The following is a 14,695-nucleotide window of genomic DNA, read 5'->3' as shown; positions in this document are numbered from 1 at the left end:
CGTACGACGGGTCCGACGGTCAGTCGATTACGTCGGCGTCCGCCCCCTCGGCGGGTATCTCGATGAGGTCCTTGGTCGTGAGCACCTCGACGTCGCCGTTCTGGCCGGCGACAACGGTGAAGTCGTGCTCGTAGTTGCGCTCGCGGTTGCGCGCGATAGCGGTGTAGTCGCCCTCCGCCAGCACCATCGAGGCGAAGGCGCCGACATTCTCGCGCACCAGATCGCCCGACCCGGTCAGGATCGACCACTGGGTGTCGGCGATACCTTCGCCATTGGGCTCTCGGACCAGCTTGAGCGTCAGCTGCGCTGCCCGGTGTTCCACCGTTGCCTCGGTCAGCCGGCCGGCCTCGACCCGGATATCGGCGCGGATCACCGCGTTGACCGAGCCGTAGTGGGAAACGACATGATAGGTGCCGGCATTGAGCCGGACGACCGTGTTCGGGCTGACATCGGGAATGATCAGCGCGCGGTCGCCATCCGGGTCTTCCGCGGCCTCGTAAATGGAAAAGCGCAGCTTTCCCGGCGGGATCGGTTTGCCGCCCGACAAGACCGCATCGAGCTTCAGGCCACCGGCCTCGAGGATGAAGGTTTCGGTCTGCCCCGCTCCGTCGACGGAGATACGCTTGGTCGCGCCGGCCCGCCCGAAGGCGGCGTGCACCAGATAGCTGCCGGGTTCCAGGGTGAAGGCACTGGTGCCGCCCTGTGCCTGGGCTACCAAGGGCAGCTTGCCGTCCGGGCCGGGCTCGGGCTTGAACACGCGCCACACCATGCCGCGCGACACGTCGGGCGCCTCGGCAACCAGCTTCGCTGCCAAGGTGACCTGGCCGCCGAAGCCACCGGCAAGAGGCTGGTCCGATGTCGGTGGCGCATAGCCGGTGAGGCCGGGCAGGCTCAGTTTCAGGCTGGGATCGGCCAATTCCTGTGCTGCGGCGGCAAGTACCCCTGCCAGCAACACGCTGGCGATCACGACAAATCGCTTGAACAGTGCGGATACCCCTTCTTGCTTCCCTTGCCATCAAACCCATGCGAATGGCAATTTCAAGGCCGCACCTCGGGTCCGGCGCTGCGCCGGTCCTCCCTCAGGGCCGCATCCGGCCGCAAACGACCGACAAGGAAGATGAGCCCTTGAGTTCGCCGATCATCGACCATCTGTTGACGCGCAAATCTCCCCCCATTGCCGAACTTGCCGAACCGGGGCCGACCGATGCCGAGATCGGTACCATGCTTGCCGCCGCGACAAGGGTTCCCGACCATGGCCGCCTGGCGCCGTGGCGTTTCATCCTTTACCGCGGCGACGCCCGCCAAAACATCGGCGAGTTGCTGGCCGCGCTCGCCGAAGAACGCGAGGGACCGCTGACCGAGGCGCGCCGCGAACAGGAACGCACCCGCTTCTCGCGGGCGCCGCTCGTCATCGGGGTCGTCTCGGCGCCGAAGCCCAACCCGAAGATTCCGCAATGGGAGATGCTGCTTTCGGGCGGCATGGCGGCGATGAACCTGATCCACGCCGCGCACGCGCTTGGCTATGGCGCCAACATGATCACCAACTGGTATTCCGACACCGCAAAGGGGCGCGAAATTCTCGGCCTGGCGCCGGAGGAGCGCGTGGTCGGCTTTGTTCATATCGGACGTCATTCCGGCGACGTCGCCGAGCGCCCGCGCCCCGACCCCGCTGCGTTGCTGTCGGAGTATCGCGGACCGTGGCGGGAGAACAGCTGATGTTCTATCAGCCTGAGGACGGGCACGGCCTGCCGCATGACCCCTTCAAGGCCATCGTGGCGCCGCGGCCGATCGGCTGGATATCGAGCCGCAATGCGGCCGGCGAACTCAACCTTGCGCCGTATTCGTTTTTCAACGCGATCTCCACACATCCGCATCTGGTGCTGTTTTCCTCGGAGGGCGCCAAGGACAGCGCCACCTTCGCCGGCGAGACGGGCGAGTTCGTCGCCAACCTTGCCACCCGAGCGCTTGCCGAAAAGATGAACGCAAGCGCCGTCGACGCGCCGCGCGGCACCAGCGAGTTTGGCTACGCAGGGCTGACGTCGGCGCCGTCGCGCATCGTCTCCGTGCCGCGCGTGGCCGAGGCGCCGGCGGCTCTGGAATGCAAGGTCACCGAGATCATCCAGCCCAAGGGCCTGGCAGGGCGTCCGGGTGGAGTCCATGTCGTTTTCGGCGAGGTGGTCGGCGTCCATATCGACGATGCCTTCCTCACCGATGGTCTGTTCGACATCGTCAAGGCCGGCACGATCGCCCGCCTCGGTTACATGGACTACGCGCAGGTGCTGGAAACCTTTGCGATGCGCCGGCCGAGGTGGCAGGACTGACCGCCCCTGCGCTGGGGTTGGCACCCGCAACAGGATCGCCTGGATGGTTCTCAGCTGAGAGTGATCCCGCTCGCGCGCGCCAGTAGCCGTTCGGCGCGGCGCAAATGCGGGCGGTCATACATCTTGCCGCCGATGCCGACCACGCCGGGATTGCCGGATTGAGCGAAGGCGTCGGCGATGGCACGCGCCTCCGCCACGGCCTCCGCGGAGGGGGTGAACGCCTTGTTGATCACCGGCACCTGGGCCGGGTGTATCGCCATCTTGCCGGTGAAACCGTCGCGCTCGGCTTCGATGCATTCGGCCTTCAGGGCCTCCATGTCGCGGAAATCCACAAAAACGGTGTCGATCGCGTCCGTCTGGCAGGAAGCGGCAGTCAGCAGCGTCATCGAGCGCGCCAGCCGGAAGACGTCGGTAAAGCGCCCGGTCTCGTCGCGCGCGGCCCGTGCCCCCAGGTCGGCCGAGAGATCCTCCGCGCCCCAGGTGATCCCGGCCAACCTCGGCAGGTCGGCATTGTAGGTGGCGGCGGCGAGCAGTCCGGCAGCCGTCTCGGTGACCAGAGGGATGATGCGGAGAGCGCCATCGTCGATCCCCGCTTCAGCCTCGTGCACGCGCAACCGGGTGGCCAGACGCAAGACGTCGCCGCCACCGGCCGCCTTTGGCAGCATGATGCCGTCCGGCCGCGCTGCGACCACGGAGGCGAGATCGTCGTCGGTCAGCCCCGTTGTGAAGTCGTTCACCCTTACATAGAAGCGCTGCGCGTCGGAACGAGAGGCCTCGGCAAGGAACTCGGCCGCAATCCGCCGCGCGGTTTCCTTGGCGGCGAGGGCAACCGAATCCTCCAGATCGACGATGAGAACGTCGGCGCCGGAACCGAGACCCTTCGTCAGCTTCTTTTCCGAATCGCCCGGAACGAAGAGCAGCGAGCGCATCAGGCGGTGCTCTTCTTCAGCATCATCGCCTGGCGCACACAGCGCGCTACCAAGACCCCGTCCTGGTTGAAGGCGCGGTGTTCGAACTCCACGATGCCGCGATCCGGCTTGGATCTTGATTCGCGCACCGAAACGATCTCGGTCTCGACCCGCACGGTATCGCCGTGGAAAAGCGGATGCGGGAACACGGTCTCCTTCATGCCGAGGTTGCCGATCGTCGTGCCCAGCGTCGTATCGTGCACCGAAATGCCGATCATCAGGCCGAGCGTGAACAGCGAATTGACCAGCGGCTTGCCCCATTCGCTCTTCGCCGCGAAGTCGAAGTCGATATGGAGCGGCTGCGGATTGAGCGTCATCACCGAAAACAGCATGTTGTCGCTTTCGGTAATGGTCTTGGTCAGCGGGTGGCGGATCACCTCGCCGGGCCGGAACTCATCAAGATAAAGCCCTGCCATCGACACCCTCCTCTTGCCGGCATGGTGTCTGATAGGAGCCTGATGGGCGCGCCGCAAGCGTTCATGTGGTTGCTTGCCGGTTAACAGGCATGGTGAACCGTTCGTAAACCAATTGACCCTACGGTCGTCGCATCGGTGGGGCGCGACAGACACGGATGATCGTTCATCACTTCCTCAAATGGATCGAAACGGCGCGGGTCGCCGAGCGCGCGGCGGCTGCCAACGCGCTTGCCCGCGCCTATATCGTCTCGCCGCTGGAGTTTGAGGATCGGTGCGCGGCAGAGGCTGCGCTGACGATGCTGCTCGACGATCCATCGCCGAAGGTACGTCTGGCCATGGCCGAGGCGCTGGCTCTCAGCCCGCGCGCACCGCAGCAGATCGTTTCGGCGCTTGCCGCCGACCAGCCCGAGGTCGCAGCACCGGTACTGGCGCTGTCGCCGGTCCTGACGGACGCGGATCTCATCGATCTGGTAGCCGCCGCCGGCGATGCCTCGCAAGCGCTGATCGCGGCCCGCGCCGCCGTTTCCATGTCGCTGTCGGCGGCGATCGCCGAAGTCGGTTGCGAAAAGGCTTGCGTGTCACTGCTGAAAAATTCCGGTGCCGGCATCGCGTCCTTCAGCTTCCGCCGCATTGCCGAACGTTTCGGCCATGTCGCTCTCGTTCGTGAAGCGCTCGTCGCGCACCCGCAACTGCCCCCGCAAACACGACACGAACTTCTGCTCAAGCTTGGTGAGGCTTTCCGGGACGCACCGCTGGTGCTGGCGCTGATCGGCCGCTCGCGAGCCGAACGGCTGACGCGCGAGGCTTGCACGCGCGCCTCCCTGACCCTGATCGAAAGCGTGCGCACCGGCGAACACGCGGCGCTGGTGGAGCATCTGCGCCTGCGCGGCGACCTGACCACGGCCTTCCTGGTGCGAGTGGTCGCGTACGGCAAGATTGATTTCCTCGGTGCCGCGCTGGTCGCGCTCTCCGGGCAGTCTGAAATCCGCGTGCGTTCGCTGCTTGCCGGCGGGCGCGACGGGGCGCTCTGCGCGCTCTTCCGGGCCGCGAAACTCCCTGCGGGCCTTCATGGCACCATTCTTTCCGCCTTGCGTATCTGGCGCGAGGTCGCCAACGGCAAGCGTGTCGCTGGCGCCCAGGAAGTGTCTTTCCTGATGCTGCGCGGGCTGCAGGACAAGAACGGCATTGCGGCCGACCCGGTCGACTGCACCGGGCTCGCCAACCTCCTGAAATCGATCCATCTCGACGTGCTGCGCGACAACGCCCGCGGTCATGCCATGGCGATCGCGGCGGCCTGACGGCTGCCGGAGCGCTTTAGCGGCCTCCGGAAAAAAGTACGAACGGCGCCCAGGCCGAGGGGTCCGCATGACCTGGAAGCTGTGGTGAGCGGATCATCTCGACCATCGCCTGCTGCAGCGCCCGCGCCGGGCTTTCCGAGGGGTTTTCCCGCAACCATTTGATCGCGCTGACGGTAAGGGCAGGGGCGGCGTCGTCCCGCACCGGCCAGTGCGAGACAAGGATCGAGCGCGCACCGGCAAACAGAAAGGCGCGAGCCAGCCCGGAATAGCCGCCGGAGTCCGGATCGCCATCCGAAGCCGCCGTATTGCATGCCGAAAGCAAGAGCCAGTCGGCGTCGATCTTGAGCGTCGCGGCCTCGGACGCGGTGAGGAAACCGTCATCCTCCGCGGTGCTCCCGGTCCGCGTGAACGCCAGCCCGGGCTCGCTGTCGGCGCCGAGATCGCCCGCCAGCAGGCCATGGGTGGCAAATGCGACGACGCCGTGCCCGGTGAGGTCGGCGCCACGCACGGCCGCTTCCGTCGCCGCCTCGCCAAGGCGGATATCGCGTGCCTCGGAGGGGAAGATCGACGCGATCGCCTCGATCTCGCGGCGCGTGCCGGGCAAGGGCGCGAGTTCCGACAGGATGGCAGCTCTGCCAGCGCGGGTTGTCGCGTTCTCGCTGGCGTTGCCGGCAAAGGCGGGGTCGCCGAAGCCGACGAAACCCGTGCCGGGCGTGGGTGCTTTTGCCGTGTCACGCAGCCGCAGCATGGCAAGCGACGGCAAGACCGTTACCGCGTTGCGCAAGGCGAGCCATTGCGTGCGTCTGCTTGCACTCTCGCCTTCCTGAGCCGGCAGATCGGTGACGAGCACCGAAAGCGGCAAGGCGGCCAACGGCCCGTTGACGACGACCTGAAGCTCCTTGTCGCCAATTGCGTCGTCCAGTCCGGAAAACAGTTTTCGGTAGAGAGCATGGGCGGCCGTATGATCGAAACCGGTTCTGTCCTTCACGCTATTCAGCGCCTTTACGCTGCGTGCGCCGCCAGTCGGGTCGAGGCCGGCGCGCAGGGCGCGCACGCGCTGCGTCATTTCCGCTCTGCCGAGGTCGGCGCGGTGCCAGTAGAGCCTTTCGTTGTCGACGAGGAACACGTCGGTGAACGCGTCGGCGGTGTGGATAAGCATGGCCGCCTCGGTCGGCCGCAGCAGCTGGCGTATGTCATACCAGCTGATCGGATCGGAACGGTAGCGCGCCCTGAAGTCCGGGAAGTCTTCCATGATCCGTTGCTGCACGTCAGCGAGTTCGGCAAGGTCGTCGTCTACCGCGTGATTGCTGCTGTCGAGCAACGTAAGCCGCGCCCGCAAAATGCGCTCCGAAAGCTGGTCGCGGTGGCGGATCAACTCGCCGAGCCTGCTGTCGCCGGCCGCCAACCGGAAGGAAACCTGTGTTGCTGTCGTCTCGGCGCCGCCTTCGATAAGCTGCTGGGCCATCTCGAATGCCGTGCCGCCGCCTTCGATCGCGGCGGACAGGATCGCATAGTCGGGATTGTTGCCGACCGCCTCGCGGGCTTCCTTTGCAGCGCGGCGAGCAGCTTGCCAGAGCCTGGCGCTCAGCGGCTCATAGAGTCGCTCGCGCAGCGGACCGTAGCGGAAAAGATCTCCCGAAAGGTTCGGCAGTTGTTGCGAGGAAAGCAGGGTCGGCAGGCGATAAGGCACGTTGTAGGGCAGGGCGAAATTCATCGCCATCTCACTGCTGCAGACCCTCATCGCGCTGGTCATTACGCAGGCATCGAGGACGGCGCGCTGGCCGAAATATTCCAGTCCGGGCAATGATGGAGCGCCGGCTGTCTTGAAGGCGGCAAGGGCCTCAGCGACGGCGTCCGCGTCCGACGTTTCGGTGGCCACGAGCAGGTCGAACAACCCGCGCAGCGAGGCGAGAATCGCGTCGGCCCTCGGGGTGCCGAAGGCCAGCTTCGCCGTGCCCTCGGCCTTGCCGGGGTGGCTTTCCAGTCGATCCTCGAACGCCTTTCTCACCAGCCGGGCCTGTACCACGTGTCCCTCGTCGATGAGCAGGTAGGCGCGGCGGAAATCGATCCGCGCCCGCAACAGCCAGTCGTGTGGTCGCTTCTCATCCACAGTCCTTGCCGCGATCGCAAGCCGATCAAGCGCAGCGCCGCTGCGATCGGAGAGGAAGTCATGCAGCGACCAGGCGATCAGGTGTTCGACCTGGTAGTCCACGAGTTCGAACCCCCTGGCGGCGGCTTCGCTGGCGTAGAAGCGCTCGGCCCGGCCGAGGAAGCCCAACTGGGTTTCGGCCGCCGCCAGCCGCGCTTCGGCGAGCGCCCTGTCGAGGCCCTCGACGTCGCCGTCATTGTCGTTGCGGACGAATTCGGCGAGGCGTGTCTGCGCAATCACCGGAGCGCCCGCAGCCAGCGCCAGCCGCGCCAGCATGCTTCTTAGGTAGCGGCCCTGCGGCCCGGCGACGATCTCGGCACAGCTCTCGAGAAAGAGCGCGCCGGTGAGTACGCGTTCGGCGGCGTCAAACTCCGCAGCCAAGATCAGCACGCTGGCGAGGTCGCGCCGCGATGCCTCTTCCTCGACGCAAGCGAGTACACCACCCGAATTGCCGGCGGCGGCGAGCTTGCGTTCGGTTCCGGCGGTCAGCAGGAACTGCTCGGCGCTTTCTGAAAAGGCCAGCATCCCGTCGTAAAGTCCGAGATGGCCGTAGCCGCGCGCCAGGGCGATGAGCCCCGAAAGCTCGGCTCGCGGCTGCAGGTCCGGATTGTTGGGCAGCGCAACCGCCAGCCGCTGCATGGCGGCGACGATCTGGGGTTCGATGTTGGAGATGACCGCCTGGGTGAGGCGGGCGGTGGCGCCGTCGAGTGCCGCGCTCGTGCGCGCGGTGCCGCTCGTGGTGCGCAATGCATCTGCCTCTTCATAGGCCCCGCGCGCGGCCTCGGTCCGGCCGGCTTCCAGCAGCGTGTTGGCGCGGGCCTCCAGCGTCGACGCGTGGCGATCCTCTTGGCCGTCAACCTGGGCGATGGCCTCGGCTGCGGTCGCAAACAGGTCTCCTGCGCGCGCCAGCCGTCCTTTGATCCGCGCGATCGAGGCCGCCGATGCGGCCAGAACATAGCGGTTGACATGGTCCGCTTCGTCCAGCGCGCTCCGCGCCTGATCGAGGAGCCGGAGCGCCCGATCGACATCGGCCTCCGTGCCTTGCGCGAGATCGCGGGCCTGCGTGATGGCCTCGACCGTTGCCGGAGCAACGCTCTGCGCGTTTGCCACGCAGGCCCAGCCAAGCGTCAGCGCGACGGCAATTCCAGCCAGACGTTTCAGGCATTCCATAGGCAAAGGTTAGTCGTTTTCCCGTTCAGAGAAAGTCGTGATACATCTAGGTCATCTTGCCGGAAAATGCGGCAGCCACCGGGCGAGGCAACGTAGAGAAGTCCGCAAGATGCGTTCCAGTGTCTGGAACGCCCTTCCTGCAACGCATCAACAGATGGTTGCAAGCATCACCGAAGGTTTAGCAATCAGGTGGTGCTTGACCTGGCTCAAATATCGAGATCGCGGGCAAACTCTGCCCGCTCCTGGATGAACCGGAAGCGCGCTTCCGGCTTTGTGCCCATCAACGCACTGACGGTCGAGGTGGTTGCTTCGGGATCGTCGAGCACGTCGACCCTGAGCAAGGTCCGTTTCCTCGGGTCCATGGTGGTTTCCTTGAGCTGCGCCGCCATCATCTCGCCCAGACCCTTGAACCGGCTTACCTCGATCTTGGCGCGCCCGGTGAATTCGTTCGCCAGCAATTCGTCCTTGTGGGCGTCATCGCGCGCATAGGCGACCTTGCCGCCCTGGCTGATGCGATAAAGCGGCGGCACCGCCATGAAGAGATGGCCGCCGCGGATCAGTTCCGGCATCTCCTGGTAAAAGAAGGTGATCAGGAGGGAGGCAATATGGGCGCCGTCGACGTCGGCGTCGGTCATGATGATCACACGCTCGTAGCGAAGATCGTCCTCGCGGTATTTCGAGCGCGTGCCGCAACCGAGCGCCTGGATCAGGTCGGCAATCTGCTGGTTGCCGGTCAGCTTCTCATGGCCGGCGCTGGCGACGTTCAGGATCTTGCCGCGCAGCGGCAGCACAGCCTGCAATTGCCGGTCGCGCGCCTGTTTTGCGGAGCCTCCGGCCGAGTCACCCTCGACGATGAAGATTTCGGCGCCCGCCGCCGCGTTCTGCGAACAGTCCGCGAGCTTGCCCGGCAGGCGCAGCTTCCTGACCGCGCTCTTGCGGCTAACCTCCTTCTCCTGGCGCCGGCGCACGCGTTCGTCGGCGCGCGCAATCACCCAGTCGAGAAGCTTGGTCGCTTCCTGGGGATTGTCGGCCAGCCAGTGGTCGAAACTGTCGCGCACCGCGGCGTCGACAATCTTCTGAGCCTCGACAGTCGCCAGCCGGTCCTTGGTCTGGCCGACGAATTCCGGCTCGCGGATGAAGACCGACAGCATGCCCGCCGCCGACACCATGACGTCCTCGGAGGTGATGATGGAGGCGCGCTTGTTGCCGATCAGCTCGGCATGGGCACGCAGGCCCCGCATCAGCGCGCCGCGGAACCCGGCCTCGTGGGTGCCTCCCTCGGCCGTCGGGATCGTGTTGCAGTAGGAATTGACGAAGCCGTCGCCGCCATACCAGGTGACGGCCCATTCGACCGAGCCGTGGCCACCCTGGCGTTCGCTTTTGCCGGCGAACATCTCCCGGGTGACCTGGAACTCGCTGCCAAGCGAAGCGGTGAGATAGTCCTTGAGCCCGCCCGGGAAATGGAACACGGCCTTGTCCGGCGTCTGATCCTTGCCGGTGATCAGTTCCGGCGCGCAAGACCAGCGGATTTCGACACCGCCGAACAGATAGGCCTTCGAGCGCGCCATCCGGTAGATGCGCGCCGGCTCGAAATGCGCGCCCTTGCCGAAAATGTCAGCGTCGGGGTGAAACCGCACCCGGGTGCCACGCCGGTTGTGCACCTCGCCGAGCTTTTCCAGCGGTCCCAGCGGCTTGCCGCGCGCGAAGCGCTGCCGATAGAGCTGGCGCCCGCGCGCTACCTCTACCTCAAGCGAATCCGACAGCGCGTTGACCACCGAGACGCCTACGCCGTGGAGGCCGCCGGACGTCTCGTAAACCTTGGAATCGAACTTGCCGCCGGCGTGCAGCGTGGTCATGATCACTTCCAGCGCCGACTTGGTCTTGAACTTCGGATGCGGGTCGACCGGGATGCCGCGACCATTGTCGGTGACGGTCAGATAGCCGTCGGCGCCCAGTTCGACCTCAATGAAGGTCGCGTGGCCAGCGACCGCTTCGTCCATGGAATTGTCGATCACCTCGGCAAAGAGGTGATGCAGCGCCTTCTCGTCGGTGCCGCCGATATACATGCCGGGCCGCCGCCGTACCGGCTCCAGCCCCTCCAGAACCTCGATGTCGGCGGCACTGTAGGCTTCGCTGCCATCTTTTGGCGGCGCGAGCGGCCGTTCGGCAGGCGCCTTGCGTGGCGCCGGCGCGGCATCCGGCGCCGGCCGTGGCGTGCCTTTGTCGAGCGTTGCGAAAAGGTCGTTGCTGTCGTCCATGGGTACCTGGATTGTCCGGTCTGCGAATCACTTTCGATACTGCCACGAAACCGGCCGGCCTTGATATCAGGCCCTGTCGGGTCGAGGGTCGGGAAACGTCAATTCTGCACATTCAGGCTAACGCGCGGCTAACCAGTTGCGCGATTTGCGCGGCAATTTAACGACCGCACTGGTCCTTTTTTCAGCTTTGTCGCGCAGGCTTGCTCCTTGATCGAACGAACTGGGCGATCTGCGGGGCTTTTTTTGTGAGAAGCAAGATCATCACCATGATCGGCATTGCGGCCGTGTTCGGCGCAATTGCGATCTTCGCTGCCGACTACTGGCTCAAGAGTGCCGCCAGCGCGCGCACGGCCGAGGTCGAGGTCGCGATTCCGGCTCCGCGCATCGCGTTCGGTACCATCGTGGTGGCGCAGAAGCCGCTGCGCTACGGCGCGGATCTCGATCGCGATGCGCTTGCCGAAATCAGCTGGCCGGAAAAGGCGCTGCCTGCAGGCGCGTTCGCGAGCATCGATGGGCTGCTGGCACAGGGCGGGCGAGTGGTGCTTTCGCCGATCGAGCCCAACGAGCCTGTTCTGGCCTCCAAGCTCTCGGGCCCGGATGGCCGCGCGACTCTCTCCAATCTGCTTTCGCCCGGCATGCGCGCCGTCACCATCAAGACCGACGAGATCGCGGGGGTCGGAGGTTTCGTGACGCCCGGCGACCGCGTCGACATCATGCTGACCCGCAATGCCGGCCAGATCGCCGAGGTGGCGCGTGCCGCCGAAGGCGCGTCCGGTTCGACGGTGACCAGCGAGATCGTGCTCGAAAACGTCAAGGTTCTGACCGTGGGGCAGGGTGCCGACGAGCGCCAGACAAGTCCCCAGGTGGTCAATTCGGTCACTGTCGAGGTGACGGTCGACGGCGCCCAGAAGATCGCACTGGCCCGCACGGTCGGCTCGCTGTCGCTCTCGTTGCGTTCGGCGGGCGAGGCCAGGACGACCGAAGCCGGCGTGATGACCATCTCGGCTTTCGGCGGTTCGGTCGCCGAACGCATTTCGCAGGCGGTGGAACGCATGACCGCCGAGGAAGGGCCGCAGTTCAAGACGGTGATCGTCACGCGCGGGCTCGAGGCGCAGAGCTATAAGGTGATTGCGCCCGAGGAGTGATCGAAGGGGAGCCGGTTGTCCGGCGAGGGGAACTGAGATGTCTGATCGCGGGGTGATCAAAACGAGGCGCTTGCGCGCCGCAGCGGGGCGTTTCCTGCTGGCGCTTTGCTTGTCCGCGGTGCCATTTTTGGGATCGGCCGAGGCCAATGGCGACAGTACCAGCCGCGTCGTGCAGATTTCCGCCTCACGGCCGGCGACGGTCAAGGTCGCGCGCGGCAAGCCGCAGACCATCCGCACCGACACACCGTTCTACGAAATCGTCATCGGTGATCCCGAGATCGCCAACGTCAACCCGCTCACCGACCGTTCCTTCTACGTGCTCGGCCACAAGCTCGGCACCACCGGCATCGCGCTCTTCAACGAGGCGAAGCAACTGGTCGGCACCGTCGACATCGAGGTCACGCTCGACACCAACCGGCTTGCCACGACCATCCGCCAGGCGGTGCCGGGCGCCAAGATCAAGGTCGAGAGCGCCAATGGCCGGCTCGTGCTGTCGGGCGAGGCAGAGGACGCCGTGGCAGCCGACAAGGCGCAGCGTATCGCCAGCCGCTTTTCCGACGGCGAGGAGATCATCAATTCGGTCGACATCACCTCTTCGCAGCAGGTGCAGTTGAACGTCCGCTTCATCGAGATCAACCGCCAGATCGGCCAGGAACTCGGGACCGCCCTGGGCGTCAGCTATGTCGGCGCGGGCGGCGGCGTCTCGTTCAACTCCAATCCGAACTCGTCGTCCAACACGCCGGCTGGCCGCATTATCGCCGGACTGGTCTCCGGAGGCTTCTCCGTCGACTTGGCCATTCGTGCACTGGAAGACAAGGGCGTAGCCCGGCGTCTGGCCGAACCGAACCTGATTGCCCGCTCGGGCGAAAAGGCGAGCTTCCTGGCCGGTGGCGAGTTCCCGATCCCGGTTGCCCAGGACGAGGACAAGATCGTCGTCGAATACAAGAAATACGGTGTCGGGCTCGACTTCACGCCTCAGGTGCTCGCCGATGGGCTGGTCAGCCTGGAGATCGAGCCGGAAGTCTCCTCGATCGATACCTCGGCTTCCTATCAGATCGGCGACATCGCCATCCCGGGCTTCATTGTGCGCCGCGCCCACACTTCCGTCGACCTGAAGAGCGGGCAGAGCTTCATGATCGCCGGCCTGCTGCAGACCCAGAACGACGTCACGACGCAGAACGTGCCTGGCCTGTCGCGGCTGCCGGTGCTGGGCAAGCTGTTCTCCTCGAAGGCCTACCAGCGTCGCGAGACCGACCTCGTGATCATTGTTACGCCGTACCTGGTGAAGCCGATCGACCCGTCGAAGAAGCCGGTCGCGGCTACCGACAAGACCGCACCGGCGAGCCCGGTCGACTATTTCCTCGGCGATCAGGAGGAGGCGCGTCTTGTCGATGGCCGCCGCGCGCAGGCGGCCGCCCGGGTCGGCGGCGTCCAGTCCGCCGCCGTAGCCTCCGGTCCCGGCCACTTCCTGGAGCTTGCAGAATGAAGCCGATCTCTCCTTTGCGCTCCGCGTTTGCCGGCGCGGGCGTGGCGATAGCGCTGCTGCTTTCAGGCTGCGCCAATGACGATTTTCTGCGCATCGAGGGCGTGACCACAGGAGCCGGTGACGCCGCTGCCTCCAATTCGGTGATGCAGATGGTCGATCCGTGGCAGCGCGGGGTCGAAGACACCGATTTGCGCGTGCCGGCGGAGCGGCCTGTTGTGACGTCGGCGACGAACGCCGACAAACCGGACAACTAGGACCGCAAGGAATGGCTACCGAGACATCCGCAAAAAGCATCGTCCTGGTTTCGACCGACCGCGACTTCGTCAAGGAAACGCGCTCGGCGTTTGCGTCCTCGGATGCGATCGAGCTCAAGGTGGTCGAAAAGAACGTCGCCGACCTGCATGGCGAGGTGATCCAGGCGGAACCGGGCGCGGTGGTCGTCGATCTCGACGCGACGAAGCTGGCCGAACTCGAGGCCCTGCAAAGGCTCGTGCGGCGGCTCGACGGCGGCGCGCCGGTGCTTGTCGTCTCCGCCAGTTTCGATGCTGCTGCCGCGCGCATCCTGGTCCAGCTCAAGGTAGCCGACTTCCTGGTCAAGCCTGTGACCACGGCCGACCTCGTCCGTTCGTGCATCCGAGCGCTGAAAGGTCCTGGCCGGGACGAACAGTCCGAAGCCCAGATCCACACCTTCGTGCCGGCCGCCGGCGGCGTCGGCAACACCACGCTGGCGATCCAGACCGCCTTTCAACTGCATGATACTGGGGGTGGCGCCTCGACCTGCGTCGTCGATCTCAATCTCCAGCAGGGCGCCTGCGCAGAATATCTCGATCTGGAACCGCGCTTCGATATTTCCGAAATCGAGAACCAGCCCGAGCGCCTCGACCGCCAGCTTCTGGAGGTCATGCTCTCGCAGCATGAAAGCGGCCTCAGCGTGCTGGCCGCGCCGGCGCGGCCGACAGAGATGCGCACTTTCGACACCGACGTCGTGGTGCGCATGCTCGACCTCGTTTCGGCCTATTTCGACAACGTCGTCATCGACATGCCGCGGACCTGGTTCCCCTGGACGGAGACCGTGCTGCTCGGTTCCAACAAGATCTACATCGTCACCGAGATGACGGTGCCCTGCCTGCGCAACACCCAGCGCCTGATCCAGGCGTTCGCGCAGGCCGCCGGCCGCGAGGTCAGTCCGAGCGTGATCGTCAACCGTTTCGAGGCGCGCCGCTTCGAGGGTGGCGTCAAGCAGAATGATGTCGAGGAACTGCTCGGCGAGCATTTTGCGGGTGGCATCGCCAACAACTACAAGCTGGTCCGCGAAGCTGTCGATCGTGGCGTGCCGCTGCATCAGATCGACGCCGAAGCCAACGTCCTGAAAGACCTGCGTCGTATCGTGTTCCCGGCAGAAGCCGGCGCCGGCCCGGTGGCGAGTTCGCGATCGCTGTTTGCCTTCGGACGCCGCCTGTTGAGGCGGGCCGGGTAGGGGGCGC

Annotated in this window: 12 protein-coding genes; 7 read left to right on the top strand and 5 right to left on the bottom strand. The window is 65.6% G+C overall.

Annotation, left to right across the window (positions count from 1 at the left end; genetic code table 11):
• Nucleotides 1–19: 19 nt before the first annotated feature.
• Nucleotides 20–967, bottom strand: coding sequence for an RgsD C-terminal domain-containing protein (locus FQ775_RS09440; protein ID WP_246730315.1), 948 nt, complete (start codon nt 965–967; stop codon nt 20–22).
• Between the two features lie 158 nt (nt 968–1,125).
• On the opposite strand from FQ775_RS09440, the gene FQ775_RS09435 reads away from it, so the two are divergent.
• Together FQ775_RS09435 and FQ775_RS09430 are read left to right on the top strand one after the other, a co-directional pair.
• Nucleotides 1,126–1,716, top strand: coding sequence for a nitroreductase family protein (locus FQ775_RS09435; protein WP_146297830.1), 591 nt, complete (start codon nt 1,126–1,128; stop codon nt 1,714–1,716).
• Nucleotides 1,716–2,321: a flavin reductase family protein gene (locus FQ775_RS09430; RefSeq protein WP_146297829.1), complete on the top strand. Its 606-nt coding sequence runs from the start codon at nt 1,716–1,718 to the stop codon at nt 2,319–2,321. The genes FQ775_RS09435 and FQ775_RS09430 overlap by 1 nt, the downstream gene beginning before the upstream one ends.
• Before the next feature lie 50 nt (nt 2,322–2,371).
• Here FQ775_RS09430 and FQ775_RS09425 read toward each other — a convergent pair whose 3' ends face one another.
• Nucleotides 2,372–3,250 carry an HpcH/HpaI aldolase/citrate lyase family protein gene (locus tag FQ775_RS09425; protein ID WP_146297828.1) on the bottom strand — a complete coding sequence of 293 codons (879 nt, stop codon included), beginning with the start codon at nt 3,248–3,250 and terminating at the stop codon, nt 2,372–2,374.
• Nucleotides 3,250–3,705 (bottom strand): MaoC family dehydratase, encoded by a 456-nt coding sequence (locus FQ775_RS09420; protein WP_146297827.1) that lies wholly within the window; start codon nt 3,703–3,705, stop codon nt 3,250–3,252. Before FQ775_RS09420 ends, FQ775_RS09425 begins: the two co-directional genes overlap by 1 nt.
• Nucleotides 3,706–3,860: 155 nt before the next feature.
• Here FQ775_RS09420 and FQ775_RS09415 point away from each other — a divergent pair, with 155 nt between their 5' ends.
• Nucleotides 3,861–5,003: a DUF2336 domain-containing protein gene (locus tag FQ775_RS09415; RefSeq protein ID WP_146297826.1), complete on the top strand. Its 1,143-nt coding sequence runs from the start codon at nt 3,861–3,863 to the stop codon at nt 5,001–5,003.
• A gap of 16 nt (nt 5,004–5,019) precedes the next feature.
• Here FQ775_RS09415 and FQ775_RS09410 read toward each other — a convergent pair whose 3' ends face one another.
• On the bottom strand, nt 5,020–8,322 hold the full coding sequence (locus FQ775_RS09410) for a CHAT domain-containing protein (RefSeq protein WP_246730363.1): 3,303 nt from the start codon (nt 8,320–8,322) through the stop codon (nt 5,020–5,022).
• Between the two features lie 206 nt (nt 8,323–8,528).
• Nucleotides 8,529–10,580 (bottom strand): DNA topoisomerase IV subunit B, encoded by a 2,052-nt coding sequence (parE, locus tag FQ775_RS09405; protein WP_146297824.1) that lies wholly within the window; start codon nt 10,578–10,580, stop codon nt 8,529–8,531.
• Nucleotides 10,581–10,825: 245 nt separating this feature from the next.
• Here parE and cpaB point away from each other — a divergent pair, with 245 nt between their 5' ends.
• The 4 genes from cpaB to FQ775_RS09385 all read left to right on the top strand — a co-directional run bounded on the left by cpaB (nt 10,826) and on the right by FQ775_RS09385 (nt 14,688).
• The gene (cpaB, locus tag FQ775_RS09400; RefSeq protein WP_246730314.1) at nt 10,826–11,725 is read left to right on the top strand and encodes a Flp pilus assembly protein CpaB; all 900 of its coding nucleotides are present in this window, start codon (nt 10,826–10,828) and stop codon (nt 11,723–11,725) included.
• Between the two features lie 70 nt (nt 11,726–11,795).
• Nucleotides 11,796–13,211 (top strand): type II and III secretion system protein family protein, encoded by a 1,416-nt coding sequence (locus FQ775_RS09395; protein WP_432420066.1) that lies wholly within the window; start codon nt 11,796–11,798, stop codon nt 13,209–13,211.
• Nucleotides 13,208–13,465, top strand: coding sequence for a hypothetical protein (locus tag FQ775_RS09390; RefSeq protein WP_146297822.1), 258 nt, complete (start codon nt 13,208–13,210; stop codon nt 13,463–13,465). Before FQ775_RS09395 ends, FQ775_RS09390 begins: the two co-directional genes overlap by 4 nt.
• Nucleotides 13,466–13,476: 11 nt before the next feature.
• Nucleotides 13,477–14,688, top strand: coding sequence for a CpaE/TadZ family protein (locus tag FQ775_RS09385; RefSeq protein ID WP_146297821.1), 1,212 nt, complete (start codon nt 13,477–13,479; stop codon nt 14,686–14,688).
• The last annotated feature ends 7 nt before the right edge of the window (nt 14,689–14,695 follow it).

Source organism: Nitratireductor mangrovi (genome assembly GCF_007922615.2).
Taxonomy (GTDB): Bacteria; Pseudomonadota; Alphaproteobacteria; order Rhizobiales; family Rhizobiaceae; genus Mangrovimarina; species Mangrovimarina mangrovi.
The sequence above is the reverse complement of the archived record's forward strand: the minus strand, read 5'-3'. Positions and strand labels throughout refer to the sequence as shown.

Excerpts from the sequence above, each read along its gene's own strand:
- FQ775_RS09430 (WP_146297829.1), top strand. The coding sequence starts at position 1,716 with ATGTTCTATCAGCCTGAGGACGGGCACGGCCTGCCGCATGACCCCTTC.
- FQ775_RS09425 (WP_146297828.1), bottom strand. The coding sequence starts at position 3,250 with ATGCGCTCGCTGCTCTTCGTTCCGGGCGATTCGGAAAAGAAGCTGACG.
- FQ775_RS09420 (WP_146297827.1), bottom strand. The coding sequence starts at position 3,705 with ATGGCAGGGCTTTATCTTGATGAGTTCCGGCCCGGCGAGGTGATCCGC.
- FQ775_RS09415 (WP_146297826.1), top strand. The coding sequence starts at position 3,861 with ATGATCGTTCATCACTTCCTCAAATGGATCGAAACGGCGCGGGTCGCC.
- FQ775_RS09410 (WP_246730363.1), bottom strand. The coding sequence starts at position 8,322 with ATGGAATGCCTGAAACGTCTGGCTGGAATTGCCGTCGCGCTGACGCTT.
- parE (WP_146297824.1), bottom strand. The coding sequence starts at position 10,580 with ATGGACGACAGCAACGACCTTTTCGCAACGCTCGACAAAGGCACGCCA.
- FQ775_RS09390 (WP_146297822.1), top strand. The coding sequence starts at position 13,208 with ATGAAGCCGATCTCTCCTTTGCGCTCCGCGTTTGCCGGCGCGGGCGTG.
- FQ775_RS09385 (WP_146297821.1), top strand. The coding sequence starts at position 13,477 with ATGGCTACCGAGACATCCGCAAAAAGCATCGTCCTGGTTTCGACCGAC.